This window comes from Pseudomonas sp. S07E 245 (assembly GCF_019599025.1).
Lineage (GTDB): Bacteria > Pseudomonadota > Gammaproteobacteria > Pseudomonadales > Pseudomonadaceae > Aquipseudomonas > Aquipseudomonas shirazensis.
In genome coordinates, this window is record NZ_CP080625.1 from 582,772 (window position 1) to 597,921 (window position 15,150).

Consider the following 15,150-nt stretch of genomic DNA (forward strand, 5'->3'; position numbering starts at 1 on the left):
CATGAGCATGCCCAGCCGTGCCGCGCGCCTGGCGCCGGTGGTGAACATTGCCGAAGAGGCTGAGCGCAAGGCGGTCCAGCGCCTTGGTCACTTCCAGCAGCAGGTAGCCCAGGCCCAGGCCAAGCTGGCCGAACTCGAGCGCTTTCGCGAAGACTACCAGCTGCAGTGGATCAACCGTGGTGGGCAGGGCGTCAACGGCAGCTGGCTGCTCAACTATCAGCGCTTTCTGGCCCAGCTGGAAACGGCCATGACCCAGCAGCGGCAGAGCCTGGCCTGGCACCAGAGCAACCTCAACAATGCCCGTGCCACCTGGCAGCAGGCTTACGCCCGGGTTGAGGGCTTGCGCAAGCTGGTACAGCGCTACATGGATGAGGCGCGCCGGCTCGAAGACAAGCGCGAGCAAAAGCTGCTGGACGAGCTGTCCCAGCGCCTGCCGCGATCCAGCGCTTACTAGGGCATTGGTCGAGTTTGTTGGCGCTGCCGCTTGCAACTTGTCGGCGCGTCTTCTAAACCTTCTGAAGCTGCATCCGCCATCATCGAAGGAATCGCTAGCATGGCAGTGGAACCTACGCTTTCCCCCGACGGCAAGAAGCTGACGATTGCGATCAAGGGCCGTTTCGATTTCGCCAAGCATCAGGCGTTTCGCGATGCTTACGAGCGGCAGAACGGCCGGCCCGAGCAGGTCGTGGTCGATTTGAGTGAGGCAACCTACCTGGACAGTTCTGCGCTGGGCATGCTGTTGCTGTTGCGCGACCATGTTGGCGGTGACGACTCCGACGTGCGCGTGGTGCACGCCACAGCCGATGTGCGCAAGATCCTGGCGATCTCCAACTTCGAAAAACTGTTCGACATCAGTTGACCGCGCTCATGCCGGCTGAAGCCACTTTGCAGGTGCTGATTGCCGAGGATGGCGCTGCCGATCGTCTGTTGCTGGCGCAGATCGTACGCCGCCAGGGTCATCAGGTGTTGACCGCCGAAAACGGCGCCGAGGCGGTGGCGCTGTTTCGCCAGCACCGGCCGCAACTGGTGCTGCTCGACGCCTTGATGCCGATCATGGATGGCTTCGAGGCCGCGCGGCAGATCAAGGCGCTGGCCGGCGAGACCTTGGTGCCGATCATCTTTCTCACGTCATTGAGCGAGGAACAGGCGCTGGTGCGCTGCCTTGAAGCCGGTGGCGACGACTTCATCGCCAAACCCTACAGTGCGGTGATTCTGGCGGCGAAGATCGGCGCCATGGAGCGCCTGCACAGGTTGCAGGCCAAGGTCCTCGAGCAGCGCGATGAAATAGCCCGGCACCACCAGCATCTGCTCAACGAGCAGCGCGTGGCCAAGGCGGTATTCGACAAGGTCGCCCATACCGGCTGCCTGCAGGCGCCGAATATCCGCTATTTGCAGTCGCCTTTTGCGCTGTTCAATGGCGACCTGCTGCTGGCGGCCTACACGCCCTCGGGTGACATGCATGTGCTGCTGGGTGACTTTACCGGGCATGGCCTGCCCGCAGCGGTCGGCGCCATGCCGCTGGCAGAGGCGTTTTATGGCATGACCGGCAAGGGCTATGGTCTGGCGCAGACGCTGCGCGAAATGAACGCCAAGCTCAAGCGCATCCTGCCGGTAGACATGTTTTGCTGTGCGTTGCTGCTGAACATCAGCTACCAGCGCGGCATAGTGGAGTTCTGGGGTGGCGGGATGCCCGATGGCTATCATCTGGCGGCCAGCGGCGAATTACTGGCGACCTTGCCGTCTACCCAGCTACCGCTGGGTGTACTGGCCCCGGAACGTTTCGATGAGCGTACCCAGGTGATGCCACTGGCGCCGGGTGAGCGGCTGTTGCTGCTGTCCGATGGTGTAATCGAGACCAGCAACGCCGGCGGGCAACTGTTTGGGGTCGAGCGCCTGCAGCAGGTAATCGCCCTGAACCGCACCCCCGCACTGTTGTTCGAGGAGCTGCTGCAAGCCTTGCAGGCGTTTGGCGGGCGCGCTCGGGATGATGTCAGCCTGTGTGATATCCGCATGCTCGAGCCAGCCGCGGATTTACCCGCCAACGCCGGCCATGCCGACAGGGGGCGCAGCAGCCCGCTCGATTGGTCGCTAGGCTTCGAGCTGCGCGGCGAGACGTTGCGGTGGGTCAATCCAGTTCCGCAACTGCTGCAGCTGCTGCAGGAAATCCATGGCCTGCGACCGCTTGCCGGACAGTTGCACAGCGTCTTTGCCGAGCTCTATACCAATGCCCTGGAACATGGCGTGCTCGGCCTTGATTCAGCGCTAAAGGGCGATGCGGCAGGGTTTTCAGAGTTTTACCGGTTGCGCGGTGAGCGACTTGCGCAGCAGGTCGATGGTTACATTCGGATAGATCTCAAGGTTGAACCCTGGGAGCGAGGAGGGCGTCTGATCATCGAAATCCGTGACAGCGGCGTCGGCTTCGATGTCGAGCAGGTGCTGGCACGGCTGCCACGCCAGGATGCCTTCAGTGGGCGCGGAATACATCTGGTGCGGCGCCTGAGTCAGGATGCACAATGGATCGAGGGCGGTCGATGCGCCAAGGTAGAGGTGCTCTGGTGAGCACGCTGCCAGGCCCAGCCGCCTCAACAGGGAGTGAACAGATGATGGACGTGCACATCGATGAGCGGGTCCTGCGTGACTTGCAGGACATCATGGAGGGTGGCTATCAGCAACTGCTGGAGATTTTTCTGGAAGACTCCGAGCGGCGCCTGAGCCAATTGCATGGCGCGAGAAATGCCAGTGAGTTGGGCATGGCCGCGCACAGCTTCAAGGGCAGCAGCAGCAACATGGGTGCGGTCGGTTTGGCCGCCCTTTGCCAGCAGCTCGAAGAGCGGGTCAAGCAGTCGCCGGCCTATGGCGTTGAAGACCTGGTCAACCGTATCGACTCCGAATACCGCCAGGTGAAGTGCTTCTACCTACTCGAATGTGAGCGTGTCTCCGGCAGTTGAGCAAAACTGGCGCGAGTTTTGCCTGTCTCTGTGCAGACGATTTTGCCGCAAGCCGGCGCGGAGACCCTCGATGCCTGTCGTACCCAATCCACTGATCCAAGCCAGCGCTCCCGCCAAGCAGACCCGGATGGGCGCCGACAAGCCGCCTGCGGCCGCTGTTGCGCAGGATAAAGGCTTTGATCAAGTGATGGCAAAGCAGGCCCGCGACAGTGTCGGCCAACGTGACGACAAGGTGGCCCCGGCCAAACCGAAGGACAAGCCCGACGCCGCCTCGGCCGGCAAGGCCCAGACCGCCGACAAGCCTGAGGTTGCCGCTGACGGCAATAACTTGCCAGGCAGCGACCCGGCGCAGCAGGCCGACGCCAGCACTGACGGCGATAACAAGGCTTCTGTGGATGCCAGCCTGGTTGCCGGCCAGGTCACCGACGCCCCAGCCGGTGCCCAACTGATCCAGGCTCAGGCGCAGGCGATTGCTCCCGTCTTGCAGGCGGGTGTGCCGGCCACTGCAGCGCCGCAAACCGGCGAGCCGGCCGAGGCTGCGTTCGACCCCGAAGCTGACGCCTTGGCAGGCCTGCCAAGCCTGCGCTTTGCACTTGAGCACAGTGCTCAGGCCAAAGGCACGACCTCGGCGCATGCGGCCAATCAGTCAGAAACTGGCAAGGCACCCGCAGACGGCAACCAGGCTGCCGTCAATACCTTGGCGAACGTGGTCGAGAAAGGCGAGCACGAAGGCGGCAAGTCCGAGTCAGGCCACAAAGCTTTCGGCAGCCTGATCGAGGACGGCCTGAAAGACATCAAGAGCGCCAGCAGTGATACCCGCGTCGACAACTTCGCTGACCGCCTGGCCACGCTGACCCAGGCCGCCACCGCCAAGACCGCCAACGCCGTGCCGGTCAACCCCAGCCCGCTGCAACAGCCGTTGGCAATGAACCAGGGCGCCTGGACCGAAGGCCTGGTCAACCGGGTCATGTACCTGTCGAGCCAGAACCTCAAGTCGGCGGATATCCAGCTTGAGCCGGCCGAACTGGGTCGGTTGGACATCCGCGTCAATATTGCCACCGACCAGGCCGCGCAGATTACCTTTGTCAGTGGTCACGCCGGTGTGCGTGACAGCCTCGACAGCCAGCTGCACCGTTTGCGTGAGTTGTTCGCGCAGCAGGGCCTGGCCCAGCCTGACGTCAATGTTGCCGATCAGTCCCGCGGTCAGCAACAGCAGGCGCAGCAAGAGGCATCGCAGCTGTCCGGTGTGGCGGCACGGCGCGGCGCCGCCGCTGCGGCTGAGCAAGGTGAACAAGGTGAGCTGAGCGAGGCTTCACGCGCGGCCGAGCAGCAAGTAGTGATCGGCGACAGCGCAGTCGATTACTACGCCTGACCCAGCATTTGCTGATCCAGGACGCCGGGCCAGTCTGCCGTCACTCTGTTGGGTGACGACGGGCGGGCCCGGCGTTTTGTCTACGTTGCAATATCTGGCATAACACTTGCTCAAGCCACGTCATCCACCTACGAACCCCTGATGGACGACGGATTATTGGCATGGCGAAGAGCGAAGCAGTGAAAGACCCCGCCGCAAAAGGCAAACTCAAGTTGATCCTGCTGATGGTAGTGGCACTGCTGCTGGCGGTTGGCCTGTCGGTGGGCGCTACCTGGTTCATCATGCACAAGGGCGAAGCGGCGCCAGCCACCGACCCGGCCCTGGCCAACGTCAAGCCGGCTGCGATCTACGAGCCGCTGGCGCCGGCCTTTGTGGTCAATTTCAACCAGAATGGCCGCCAGCGCTATATGCAGGTGAGCATCACCCTGCAAGGCCGTAACCAGGCTGACATCGACGCACTCAAGGTGCACATGCCGGTGATCCGCAACAACCTGGTGATGATGTTCTCGGGGCAAGGCTTCGACACCCTGGCCAGCAGTTCGGTGGGCCAGGAGATGCTGCGCCAGAAGGCCACTGCGGTGGTCCAGGAAGTGGCGCAGAAAGAAGTCGGCAAACCGGTCATCGACCAGTTGCTGTTCACCAACTTCGTGTTGCAGTAGGAGTCCGTAATGGCCGTACAGGACCTGCTGTCCCAGGATGAGATCGACGCGCTGCTGCATGGCGTCGACGATGGCCTGGTACAGACCGAAAGTGCTGCCGACCCCGGCAGCATCAAGAGCTACGACCTGACCAGTCAGGATCGGATCGTGCGCGGGCGCATGCCGACCCTGGAAATGATCAACGAGCGTTTTGCCCGCTACACCCGGATCAGCATGTTCAACCTGCTGCGCCGCTCCGCCGATGTGGCGGTCGGTGGTGTGCAGGTGATGAAGTTCGGCGAGTACATCCATTCGCTGTACGTGCCCACCAGCCTCAACCTGGTCAAGATCAAGCCGTTGCGCGGCACCTCGTTGTTCATTCTCGACGCCAAGCTGGTGTTCAAGCTGGTCGACAACTTCTTTGGCGGTGACGGGCGTCACGCCAAGATCGAGGGGCGCGAGTTCACCCCGACCGAGCTGCGCGTGGTGCGCATGGTTCTGGATCAGTGCTTCGTTGACCTCAAGGAAGCCTGGCAGGCGATCATGCCGGTCAACTTCGAGTACATAAACTCCGAGGTCAACCCGGCCATGGCCAACATCGTTGGTCCCAGTGAAGCGGTAGTGGTGTCGACCTTCCACATCGAGCTCGATGGCGGCGGCGGCGACCTGCACGTGACCATGCCCTATTCGATGATCGAGCCGGTGCGCGAGATGCTCGACGCGGGCTTCCAGTCCGACCTCGACGATCAGGACGAGCGCTGGGTCAAGGCCCTGCGCGAGGACGTGCTCGATGTCAGTGTGCCGGTCACCGCCACGGTTGCCCGCCGCCAGCTGAAACTGCGCGACATCCTGCACATGCAGCCGGGCGATGTGATCCCGGTTGAGCTGCCCGAGCACCTTGTACTGCGCGCCAATGGCGTGCCGTCGTTCAAGGCGCGGCTGGGCTCGCACAAGGGCAATCTGGCCCTGCAGATCATCGATCCGATCGAGCGCCGCTGACGGCGTGCCGGTCGCAACCCCGAATTGAATGCTTGTCGAGGACACTATGGCTAACGAAAACGAAATCACCTCTGCCGAGGACCAGGCCCTGGCCGATGAATGGGCTGCCGCGCTGGAAGAAACCGGTGATGCCGGCCAGTCCGACATCGATGCACTGCTGGCCGCCGACAGTGGCGGCGCCGGGCGCCTGCCGATGGAAGAGTTCGCCAGCTCGCCCAAGCCCAATGAAAACGTCAGCCTCGAAGGGCCGAACCTGGATGTAATCCTCGACATTCCGGTGAGCATTTCGATGGAAGTCGGCAGCACCGACATCAACATCCGCAACCTGCTGCAGCTCAACCAGGGTTCGGTGATCGAGCTCGACCGCCTCGCCGGTGAGCCGTTGGATGTGCTGGTCAACGGCACCCTGATCGCCCATGGCGAAGTGGTTGTGGTCAACGAGAAGTTCGGCATCCGCCTGACCGACGTGATCAGCCCTAGCGAACGCATCAAGAAGCTGCGCTGAGTGAAGCCGGTGATACGCGCTGTGGCCGCTGTCGCCACGCTGCTGGTCAGCGAAGTGGTGGTTGCCTCGCAAGCGCCTGCTGCTGCCCCGGTTACCGCTGCGACGCCGCCAGGTGGTCTGGGCGGGCAACTGGCGCAGATGGTCTTTGGCTTGTTGCTGGTGGTCGGCCTGATCTTCGCGCTGGCCTGGCTGCTGCGGCGCATGCAGGGCGCCGCGCCGCGCGGTGGCCAGGTGATCGAGATCATCGGCAGCCGCACCATCGGCCCGCGTGACCGGCTGTTGCTGGTGCAGGTCGGCAAGGAACAGATCCTGCTCGGGCACAGCCCGGGCAGCATCAAGGCTTTGCATGTGCTGGCCGAGCCGGTCGAGGTGCCTGCCAGTGCCCGCCCGGCGACTCCAGAGTTCGCCCAGCGGCTGTTGGAGCTGATGGGCAAGGATCAGAAGGACACCAAGTGATGATCGGCGCCGTGCGCATGCTGTTGACCCTGGCGCTGCTGCTGGCCGCGCCGCTGGCCCTGGCCGCCGACCCGCTGTCGATCCCCGCCATTACCTTGTCCAGTGGCGCCGACGGCCAGCAGGAGTATTCGGTCAGCCTGCAGATCCTGATGATCATGACTGCGCTGAGTTTCATTCCAGCGTTCGTCATCCTCATGACCAGCTTCACCCGCATCATCATCGTCTTTTCGATCCTGCGCCAGGCCCTTGGCCTGCAGCAGACGCCATCCAACCAGGTGCTCACCGGCATGGCCTTGTTCCTGACCCTGTTCATCATGGCGCCGGTGTTCGACAAGGTGAACAAGGATGCCCTGCAGCCGTACCTGAGCGAGCAGATGACGGCTCAGCAGGCCATCGACAAGGCCCAGGGGCCGCTCAAGGACTTCATGTTGGCGCAGACCCGGCAGAGCGACCTGGACATGTTCGTGCGCTTGTCCAAGCGCACCGACATTGCCAGCCCCGAGCAGGCACCGCTGACCATTCTGGTACCGGCGTTCGTCACCTCGGAGCTGAAGACCGCGTTCCAGATCGGTTTCATGATCTTCATCCCGTTTCTGATCATCGACATGGTGGTCGCCAGCGTGCTGATGGCGATGGGTATGATGATGCTGTCGCCGCTGATCATCTCGCTGCCGTTCAAGATCATGCTGTTTGTGCTGGTCGATGGCTGGGCACTGATCATGGGCACCCTGGCCGGTAGTTTCGGTGGCCTCTGACACCGTCAAGGAGAGCGTGGCATGACCCCTGAAGTTGCCGTTGACCTGTTCCGTGATGCGCTCTGGCTGACCGCCCTGATGGTCGCCGTGCTGGTAGTGCCGAGCCTGCTGGTCGGCCTGGTGGTAGCGATGTTCCAGGCTGCGACCCAGATCAACGAACAGACCCTGAGCTTTCTGCCGCGTCTGCTGGTGATGCTGGTGACGCTGATCGTGGTCGGGCCTTGGCTGGTGACCAAGTTCATGGAATACATGCTTGGTCTGTACACCAGCATCCCGCAGTTGATCGGTTAGCCGGCGATGCTGGAGCTTACCGACGCGCAGATCGGCACTTGGGTAGCGACTTTCATGCTGCCCTTGTTCCGCGTGACTGCGGTGCTGATGACCATGCCCATTTTCGGCACCAAGATGCTGCCTGCGCGGGTGCGCCTGTATGCCGCGCTGGCGATTACCGTGGCCATCGTGCCGGGGCTGCCGCCAATGCCGGAGTTCGACCCGCTGAGCCTGCGCGGGCTGATGCTGTGCGGTGAGCAGATCCTGGTGGGCGCGCTGTTCGGTTTCTCGTTGCAGATGCTATTCCAGGCGTTTGTCATCGCCGGGCAAATTGTCGCGATCCAGATGGGTATGGCATTCGCCTCGATGGTTGACCCGGTCAACGGCGTCAACGTGGCGGTGGTCAGCCAGTTCATGACCATGCTGGTGAGCATCCTGTTTCTGCTGATGAACGGCCACCTGGTGGTGTTCGAGGTGCTCAGCGAAAGCTTTACCACCTTGCCGGTCGGCAATGCCTTGGTGGTCCAGCACTTCTGGGAAATAGCCGGGCGCCTGAGTTGGGTATTTGGCGCTGGGGTGCTGTTGATTCTGCCGGTGGTCACCGCACTGCTGGTGGTCAACGTATCGTTTGGCGTAATGACCCGTGCGGCGCCGCAGTTGAACATCTTTTCGATCGGTTTTCCGCTGACCCTGGTGCTCGGCCTTGGCCTGTTCTGGGTCGGCCTGGCTGACATCCTCTCGCATTACCAGGCACTGGCCAGCGAAGCGCTGCAGTGGCTGCGTGATCTGGCACGGGCGCGCTGAGCATGGCAGAAAGCGAGAGCGGCCAGGACAAGACGGAAGACCCCACCGACAAGCGCAAGCGTGACTCGCGCAAGAAAGGTGAGATCGCCCGTTCCAAAGAGCTAAATACTGTGGCGGTGACCCTCGCCGGCGCCGGCGGCCTGCTGGTGTTCGGCGGCCATCTGGCAGACACCCTGATGGACCTGATGCGGATCAACTTCTCGGTGTCGCGCGAGGTCCTGATCGACGAGCGCTCGATGGGTCTTTTTCTGCTGGCATCAGGCCAGAAGGCGCTGTGGGCGGCGCAGCCATTGTTGATCATGCTGTTCGTTATTGCCTTTGTGGCGCCGATCATTCTGGGTGGCTTCATCTTCTCCGGCAGCCTGCTGCAACCCAAATTCAGCCGGATGAATCCTCTGGCCGGGATCAAGCGGATGTTCTCGCTGAACGCGCTGACCGAGCTGCTCAAAGCGATGGCCAAGTTCGTATTGATCCTGTTTGTGGGCTGGCTGGTGCTGCTCAATGACCGTATAGCGCTGTTGTCCATTGCCAACGAGTCGCTGGAGCAAGCGATCATTCACAGCGCGGTAGTGGTCGGCTGGAGTGCGGTGTGGGTGTCGGCGGGGCTGCTGCTGATCGCTGCGGCGGACGTGCCGTTCCAGCTCTGGCAAACGCAGAAAAAGCTCAAGATGACCAAGCAGGAAGTGCGCGACGAGCACAAGGACTCCGACGGTAAGCCCGAGGTCAAGCAGCGCATCCGGCAATTGCAGCGCGAGGTCTCGCAGCGGCGCATGATGGCGGCAATCCCTGACGCCGACGTGATCATCACCAACCCGACCCACTATGCCGTAGCCCTGCAATACGACCCGGAGACGGGCGGTGCCGCGCCGTTGCTGCTGGCCAAAGGCAGCGACTTCATCGCCCTCAAGATCCGCGAGATCGGCGCTGCGCACAACGTGCAGATTCTCGAGTCGCCTGAGCTGGCGCGGGCGATCTACTACTCCACCGAGATCGAGCAGGAAATCCCTGCCGGCCTGTACCTGGCGGTAGCCCAGGTGCTGGCGTTCGTCTTCCAGGTCCGCCAGCACCGCGCCGGCAAGGGCAAGCGCCCTGATCCGCTGAACAAGGACCTGCCGATTCCGGACGATCTGCGCCGCGACAGCTGATCGCAGGCATCCGTTGGCAAAGTTGGACAGCTTCTTGCAAAGGCAGCGCAGGCGCTCTACAGGCGTCAAAGTTTTGCTTGAAGAGGAATCGCGGTGGATCGCAGTCAGTTAATCAGCAACGCGCGCAGCAACCTGAGCGGACTCGGTCGGGGCAACCTGGGTGTGCCGTTGTTGCTGTTGGTGATGTTGGCAATGATGATGTTGCCGATCCCGCCGTTCCTGCTCGACGTGTTCTTCACCTTCAACATCGCCCTGTCGCTGGTGGTGCTGCTGGTCTGCGTATATGCCCTGCGGCCGCTGGACTTCGCCGCCTTCCCGACCATTCTGCTGGTAGCGACGCTGTTGCGCCTAGCGCTCAACGTCGCCTCGACGCGGGTGGTGCTGCTGCACGGCCACGAGGGCCATGGCTCGGCGGGCAAGGTCATCCAGGCCTTTGGTGAGGTGGTGATCGGCGGCAACTACGTGGTCGGTGCCGTGGTGTTCGCCATCCTCATGATCATCAACTTCGTGGTGGTGACCAAGGGCGCCGGGCGTATCTCTGAAGTCAGCGCGCGCTTCACCCTCGATGCCATGCCCGGCAAACAGATGGCGATCGACGCCGACCTCAACGCCGGCCTGATCGATCAGGCCCAGGCCAAGGCGCGCCGCGCCGAAGTCGCCCAGGAAGCCGAGTTCTACGGCTCTATGGACGGTGCCAGCAAGTTCGTTCGCGGCGACGCCATTGCCGGCCTGCTGATCCTGTTCATCAACCTCATCGGCGGCGTGCTGATCGGTATCCTCTCGCACGGCATGTCGGGCGGGGAGGCCGGTAAGGTCTACGCGTTGCTGACCATTGGTGACGGTTTGGTGGCGCAGTTGCCATCCTTGCTGTTGTCCACCGCCGCCGCAATCATGGTGACGCGCGCCTCGGGCTCCGAGGACATGGGCAAGCTGATCAACCGGCAGATGTTCGACTCGCCAAAAGCCTTGGGCGTGTCGGCCGGCATCATGATCGTCATGGGCCTGGTCCCGGGGATGCCGCATGTGGCCTTCCTCAGCCTCGGTGTAATGGCCGCCGGTGGCGCCTATCTGGTCTGGCGCAAACAGCAGGTCAAGGCGGTCAAGGCGCTGGAAGAAGTGCAGCGCCAGCAGGATCTGCTGCCATCCCCGCAGCGCGCAATGGACACCAAGGAGCTGGGCTGGGACGACGTCACTCCGATTGACATGATCGGCCTGGAAGTAGGCTATCGGCTTATCCCGCTGGTCGACCGCAACCAGGGCGGCCAGTTGCTGGCGCGGATCAAGGGCGTGCGCAAGAAGCTCTCGCAGGATCTGGGCTTCCTCATGCCGACCGTGCACATTCGCGACAACCTCGACCTGCAGCCCAGTGCCTATCGTCTGACCCTGATGGGGGTAATCCTCGCGGAAGCCGAGATCTACCCGGATCGCGAGCTTGCAATCAACCCAGGTCAGGTGTTCGGTACCCTCAATGGTATCGCCGCGCGTGACCCGGCGTTCGGCCTGGAGGCGGTTTGGATCGACATCGGCCAGCGTGCGCAGGCGCAGTCGCTGGGCTACACCGTGGTCGATGCCAGCACCGTAGTGGCGACCCACTTGAACCAGATTCTGCAGAAGCACTGCCACGAACTGATCGGTCACGAGGAAGTCCAACAACTGTTGCAAGTACTGGCCAAGGCCTCGCCGAAGCTTGCCGAAGAGCTGGTGCCGGGTGTCATTTCCTTGTCGGGGCTGCTCAAGGTCCTGCAGGCTCTGCTCTCCGAGCAAGTGCCGGTGCGCGATATCCGCAGCATTGCCGAAGCTATCGCCAACAACGCTGGCAAGAGTCAAGATAATGCCGCGCTGGTCGCCGCAGTGCGCGTCGGATTGTGTCGCGCCATCGTGCAAAGCATTGTCGGCGTTGAGTCCGAGCTGCCTGTTATCACCTTGGAGCCAAGGTTGGAACAGATTTTGCTCAATAGTCTGCAAAGGGCCGGGCAAGGTCAGGAAGATGGTGTTCTTCTTGAACCGAGCATGGCCGAAAAGCTACAGCGTTCGCTTATCGAAGCGGCCCAGCGTCAGGAGATGCAAGGTCAGCCAGCTATCCTTCTGGTAGCCGGGCCGATCCGGGCGATGCTGTCGCGCTTCGGCCGCCTGGCTGTACCGAATTTGCATGTTTTGGCGTATCAGGAAATACCTGACAACAAGCAAGTCACCATCGTTGCCACCGTGGGCCCGAACGGCTGAGGTAGTGGAGTATGCAAGTTAAGCGTTTTTTCGCCGCAGATATGCGTCAGGCCATGAAGCTGGTCCGCGATGAGCTTGGCTCCGATGCCGCTATCATCGGTAACCGGCGCATCGCCGGCGGCGTTGAGCTGACCGCTGCACTGGACTACAAGCTGTCGGCGCTGGCGCCGCGGGTGCCCAACCCCGAGCTTGAAGACGAGCTGCGCAAGACCCAGTCGCGCATCGCTACCGCCCAGGCCGAACTGAGCAGCCGCAGCGATGCCGATGACGGCAACCGTCAGTTGTTTGCCGGCCTCTCGCTGACCGCTTCCGAGCCCTTGGTCGAGCCGCACGTCGAGCAGCCCGCCGCCCCGGCTGCGCCGGCAGTGGCGCCGGTTGATCCGCGCCTGTTCGATGCCATGCGCTCGGAGCTGTCCGGCCTGCGTGAACTGCTCGAAGTACAGCTCGGCTCGCTTGCCTGGAGCCAGTTGCAGGGCAGCAAACCGCTGCAGGCCAACCTCTGGCGGCGCCTGCAGCGTGTTGGCCTGACCGGTGCCTTGGCCCGTGAACTGCTCGACCTGACCGGCGAAATCGATGAGCCGCGGCAAGCCTGGCGGATGATCCTCGCGCACCTGGCGCGAATGATCGATGTACCCGAGATCGAACCGATCGAGGAGGGCGGGGTAATTGCCATGGTTGGCCCGGCCGGCATGGGCAAGACCACCACCCTGGCCAAGCTGGCAGCGCGTTATGTGCTCAAGTACGGCGCGCAGAACCTGGCGCTGGTGAGCATGGACAGCTTCCGTATCGGCGCTCAGGAGCAACTCAAGACCCTGGGCCGCATCCTCAACGTGTCGGTGACCTACGTCGACCCGGGCGAGTCCCTCGCCCAGGCCCTGGAGCCGCTGCTGCGCAAGCGTGTGGTGCTGATCGATACCGCCGGCCTGCAGGCCAGTGATCCGGCCCTGCGCATGCAGCTGGAGACGCTCGCCGGGCGCGGTATCGCTTCGAAGAATTATCTGGTCCTGGCAACCACCAGCCAGAAACAGGTGCTGACCGCCGCCTATCACAGCTACAAGCGCTGTGGCCTGGCTGGCTGCATCCTGACCAAGCTTGATGAAACCGCTTGTCTCGGTGAAGTACTGAGCCTGGCGATCAGTCATGAACTGCCCGTGGCCTATCTTACCGACGGCCCGCGTATTCCTGACGACCTGCACCTGCCGCGCAAGCACCAACTGGTCAGCCGCGCCGTCAGCGTGCAAATGCAGGAAGACCCCAGCGAAGAGGCCATGGCCGATATGTTCGCTGATCTGTACCACAACTCCGGCAAACGCGTGGGTTGAAGATGAACACAATGCAAAGTACCTACAGCAAGGGCTTTAATCACAGCCCTCCATGTGGCCTCGGTTCAAGCGCGACAAGGTAAAGAACAAATATGGGTAGCATGCATCCCGTACAGGTTATCGCCGTGACCGGTGGCAAAGGTGGCGTCGGCAAGACCAACGTTTCAGTCAACCTGTCCCTGGCGTTGGCCGAACTCGGCCGCCGGGTCATGTTGCTGGACGCCGATCTGGGTCTGGCCAACGTCGACGTGCTGCTGGGGCTGACGCCCAAGCACACCCTGGCCGACGTCATCGAAGGCCGCTGCGAGTTGCGCGACGTGCTCCTGCAGGGGCCTGGCGGGGTACGCATCGTGCCGGCCGCCTCGGGCACCCAGAGCATGGTCCACCTGCAGCCGGCGCAACACGCCGGGCTGATCCAGGCCTTCAGCGAGATTGGTGACAACCTCGACGTGCTGGTCATCGACACCGCTGCCGGTATCGGCGATTCGGTGGTGAGCTTCGTCCGCGCCGCGCAGGAAGTGCTGCTGGTGGTGTGCGACGAGCCGACCTCGATCACCGACGCCTACGCGCTGATCAAACTGCTCAATCGCGACTATGGGATGAACCGTTTCCGCGTCCTTGCCAACATGGCCCAGAGCCCGCAGGAAGGGCGCAACCTGTTCGCCAAGTTGACCAAGGTCACGGACCGCTTCCTTGACGTCGCACTACAATACGTCGGCGCCGTGCCGTACGACGAATGCGTGCGCAAGGCGGTGCAGAAGCAGCGTGCAGTTTACGAAGCCTTCCCTCGCTCCAAGTGTGCGCTGGCGTTCAAGGCCATCGCGCAGAAGGTCGATAGCTGGCCGCTGCCTGCCAACCCTCGTGGGCATCTGGAGTTCTTCGTCGAGCGCCTGGTGCAGCCCACCAGTGCGGGACCAGTGCTATGAGTGCAAGCGGTTTTCAGATGTACAGCAAGGCTTCCAAGGACGCCCAGTACGAGTTGGTCGAGCGTTACGCGCCGCTGGTCAAGCGCATCGCTTACCACCTGCTGGCGCGCTTGCCGGCCAACGTGCAGGTCGAGGATCTGATCCAGGCCGGCATGATCGGCCTGCTCGAAGTGTCCAACAAATACGATGCCAGCAAGGGCGCCAGCTTTGAAACCTACGCCGGTATCCGCATCCGTGGCGCCATGCTCGACGAGGTCCGCAAGGGTGACTGGGCGCCACGTTCGGTGCACCGCAATACCCGTATGGTCAGCGACGCGATGCGCGCTGTTGAAGCAAGAACCGGTCGCGACGCTAAAGATCACGAGGTTGCTGCCGAACTCCAATTAGGTCTCGATGATTATTACGGGATTCTGAACGATACCCTGGGCAGCCGACTGTTCAGTTTCGACGACCTGTTGCAGGACGGCGAACATGAAGGTCTGCACGAGGATGGCGCCAGTGCGCAGGTCGAACCGTCGCGTGATCTGGAAGAAGAACGCTTCCAGACGGCGTTGACCGATGCGATCGCCAACCTGCCGGAACGCGAGCGGTTGGTGCTGGCGCTGTACTACGACGAAGAGCTCAACCTCAAAGAAATCGGTGAGGTGCTGGGGGTCAGCGAGTCGCGTGTCAGCCAGCTGCACAGCCAATGCGCGGCACGTCTGCGCAGCCGGCTGGGTGAATGGCGAGCGCGTTGAAACCGGGGTCGCTGCAGTCGTTTTGACGGTGTACCGAATTGATTGAATGC

General features: G+C 62.5%; 17 protein-coding genes. All 17 read left to right on the forward strand.

Annotated elements, in window-relative coordinates; translation table 11 throughout:
* The first annotated feature begins 1 nt into the window (after position 1).
* The 17 genes from fliJ to fliA all read left to right on the forward strand — a co-directional run bounded on the left by fliJ (position 2) and on the right by fliA (position 15,100).
* Entirely contained in the window at positions 2-454 is a 453-nt protein-coding gene (fliJ, locus tag K3F44_RS02710) for a flagellar export protein FliJ (protein ID WP_220633290.1), read from the forward strand.
* 99 nt (positions 455-553) lie between these two features.
* Entirely contained in the window at positions 554-859 is a 306-nt protein-coding gene (locus tag K3F44_RS02715) for an STAS domain-containing protein (protein ID WP_101317852.1), read from the forward strand.
* Positions 860-867: 8 nt separating this feature from the next.
* Positions 868-2,559, forward strand: a complete 1,692-nt coding sequence (locus tag K3F44_RS02720; RefSeq protein WP_220633291.1) for a fused response regulator/phosphatase — start codon at positions 868-870, stop codon at positions 2,557-2,559.
* 41 nt (positions 2,560-2,600) lie between these two features.
* Positions 2,601-2,948: an Hpt domain-containing protein gene (locus K3F44_RS02725; RefSeq protein WP_101317857.1), complete on the forward strand. Its 348-nt coding sequence runs from the start codon at positions 2,601-2,603 to the stop codon at positions 2,946-2,948.
* 70 nt (positions 2,949-3,018) lie between these two features.
* Positions 3,019-4,320 carry a flagellar hook-length control protein FliK gene (locus K3F44_RS02730; RefSeq protein WP_220633292.1) on the forward strand — a complete coding sequence of 434 codons (1,302 nt, stop codon included), beginning with the start codon at positions 3,019-3,021 and terminating at the stop codon, positions 4,318-4,320.
* A gap of 161 nt (positions 4,321-4,481) precedes the next feature.
* A complete protein-coding gene (fliL, locus tag K3F44_RS02735; protein ID WP_101317860.1) occupies positions 4,482-4,979 on the forward strand; it encodes a flagellar basal body-associated protein FliL in 498 nt (165 codons plus the stop codon).
* 9 nt (positions 4,980-4,988) lie between these two features.
* Positions 4,989-5,957: a flagellar motor switch protein FliM gene (fliM, locus tag K3F44_RS02740; protein WP_101317862.1), complete on the forward strand. Its 969-nt coding sequence runs from the start codon at positions 4,989-4,991 to the stop codon at positions 5,955-5,957.
* Positions 5,958-6,003: 46 nt separating this feature from the next.
* Positions 6,004-6,462 (forward strand): flagellar motor switch protein FliN, encoded by a 459-nt coding sequence (fliN, locus tag K3F44_RS02745; protein WP_101317864.1) that lies wholly within the window; start codon positions 6,004-6,006, stop codon positions 6,460-6,462.
* Positions 6,463-6,918: a flagellar biosynthetic protein FliO gene (gene fliO, locus K3F44_RS02750; RefSeq protein WP_101317866.1), complete on the forward strand. Its 456-nt coding sequence runs from the start codon at positions 6,463-6,465 to the stop codon at positions 6,916-6,918. It begins immediately after the preceding gene.
* Positions 6,918-7,673 carry a flagellar type III secretion system pore protein FliP gene (gene fliP, locus K3F44_RS02755; RefSeq protein ID WP_178080752.1) on the forward strand — a complete coding sequence of 252 codons (756 nt, stop codon included), beginning with the start codon at positions 6,918-6,920 and terminating at the stop codon, positions 7,671-7,673. Before fliO ends, fliP begins: the two co-directional genes overlap by 1 nt.
* 21 nt (positions 7,674-7,694) lie before the next feature.
* Entirely contained in the window at positions 7,695-7,964 is a 270-nt protein-coding gene (gene fliQ, locus K3F44_RS02760) for a flagellar biosynthesis protein FliQ (protein WP_101317868.1), read from the forward strand.
* A gap of 6 nt (positions 7,965-7,970) precedes the next feature.
* Entirely contained in the window at positions 7,971-8,747 is a 777-nt protein-coding gene (gene fliR / locus K3F44_RS02765) for a flagellar biosynthetic protein FliR (RefSeq protein ID WP_101317871.1), read from the forward strand.
* 2 nt (positions 8,748-8,749) lie between these two features.
* On the forward strand, positions 8,750-9,892 hold the full coding sequence (gene flhB, locus K3F44_RS02770; RefSeq protein WP_220633293.1) for a flagellar biosynthesis protein FlhB: 1,143 nt from the start codon (positions 8,750-8,752) through the stop codon (positions 9,890-9,892).
* Positions 9,893-9,985: 93 nt separating this feature from the next.
* Complete coding sequence (gene flhA / locus K3F44_RS02775; protein WP_101317879.1) at positions 9,986-12,115, forward strand: flagellar biosynthesis protein FlhA; 2,130 nt, start codon at positions 9,986-9,988, stop codon at positions 12,113-12,115.
* An 11-nt stretch (positions 12,116-12,126) separates the two neighbouring features.
* On the forward strand, positions 12,127-13,437 hold the full coding sequence (flhF, locus tag K3F44_RS02780; protein ID WP_101317881.1) for a flagellar biosynthesis protein FlhF: 1,311 nt from the start codon (positions 12,127-12,129) through the stop codon (positions 13,435-13,437).
* A 92-nt stretch (positions 13,438-13,529) separates the two neighbouring features.
* A complete protein-coding gene (fleN, locus tag K3F44_RS02785) occupies positions 13,530-14,363 on the forward strand; it encodes a flagellar synthesis regulator FleN (RefSeq protein ID WP_101317883.1) in 834 nt (277 codons plus the stop codon).
* Complete coding sequence (fliA, locus tag K3F44_RS02790) at positions 14,360-15,100, forward strand: RNA polymerase sigma factor FliA (protein ID WP_101317885.1); 741 nt, start codon at positions 14,360-14,362, stop codon at positions 15,098-15,100. The genes fleN and fliA overlap by 4 nt, the downstream gene beginning before the upstream one ends.
* Positions 15,101-15,150 lie beyond the last annotated feature (50 nt).

Bases quoted from the DNA above. Each gene is read 5' to 3' on its own strand.
- fliJ (WP_220633290.1), top strand. From the start codon at position 2: ATGAGCATGCCCAGCCGTGCCGCGCGCCTGGCGCCGGTGGTGAACATT.
- K3F44_RS02720 (WP_220633291.1), top strand. From the start codon at position 868: ATGCCGGCTGAAGCCACTTTGCAGGTGCTGATTGCCGAGGATGGCGCT.
- fliQ (WP_101317868.1), top strand. From the start codon at position 7,695: ATGACCCCTGAAGTTGCCGTTGACCTGTTCCGTGATGCGCTCTGGCTG.
- fliP (WP_178080752.1), top strand. From the start codon at position 6,918: ATGATCGGCGCCGTGCGCATGCTGTTGACCCTGGCGCTGCTGCTGGCC.
- K3F44_RS02725 (WP_101317857.1), top strand. From the start codon at position 2,601: ATGATGGACGTGCACATCGATGAGCGGGTCCTGCGTGACTTGCAGGAC.
- flhF (WP_101317881.1), top strand. From the start codon at position 12,127: ATGCAAGTTAAGCGTTTTTTCGCCGCAGATATGCGTCAGGCCATGAAG.
- fliR (WP_101317871.1), top strand. From the start codon at position 7,971: ATGCTGGAGCTTACCGACGCGCAGATCGGCACTTGGGTAGCGACTTTC.
- fliL (WP_101317860.1), top strand. From the start codon at position 4,482: ATGGCGAAGAGCGAAGCAGTGAAAGACCCCGCCGCAAAAGGCAAACTC.
- fliA (WP_101317885.1), top strand. From the start codon at position 14,360: ATGAGTGCAAGCGGTTTTCAGATGTACAGCAAGGCTTCCAAGGACGCC.
- flhB (WP_220633293.1), top strand. From the start codon at position 8,750: ATGGCAGAAAGCGAGAGCGGCCAGGACAAGACGGAAGACCCCACCGAC.
- fleN (WP_101317883.1), top strand. From the start codon at position 13,530: ATGGGTAGCATGCATCCCGTACAGGTTATCGCCGTGACCGGTGGCAAA.
- K3F44_RS02730 (WP_220633292.1), top strand. From the start codon at position 3,019: ATGCCTGTCGTACCCAATCCACTGATCCAAGCCAGCGCTCCCGCCAAG.
- fliN (WP_101317864.1), top strand. From the start codon at position 6,004: ATGGCTAACGAAAACGAAATCACCTCTGCCGAGGACCAGGCCCTGGCC.
- fliM (WP_101317862.1), top strand. From the start codon at position 4,989: ATGGCCGTACAGGACCTGCTGTCCCAGGATGAGATCGACGCGCTGCTG.
- K3F44_RS02715 (WP_101317852.1), top strand. From the start codon at position 554: ATGGCAGTGGAACCTACGCTTTCCCCCGACGGCAAGAAGCTGACGATT.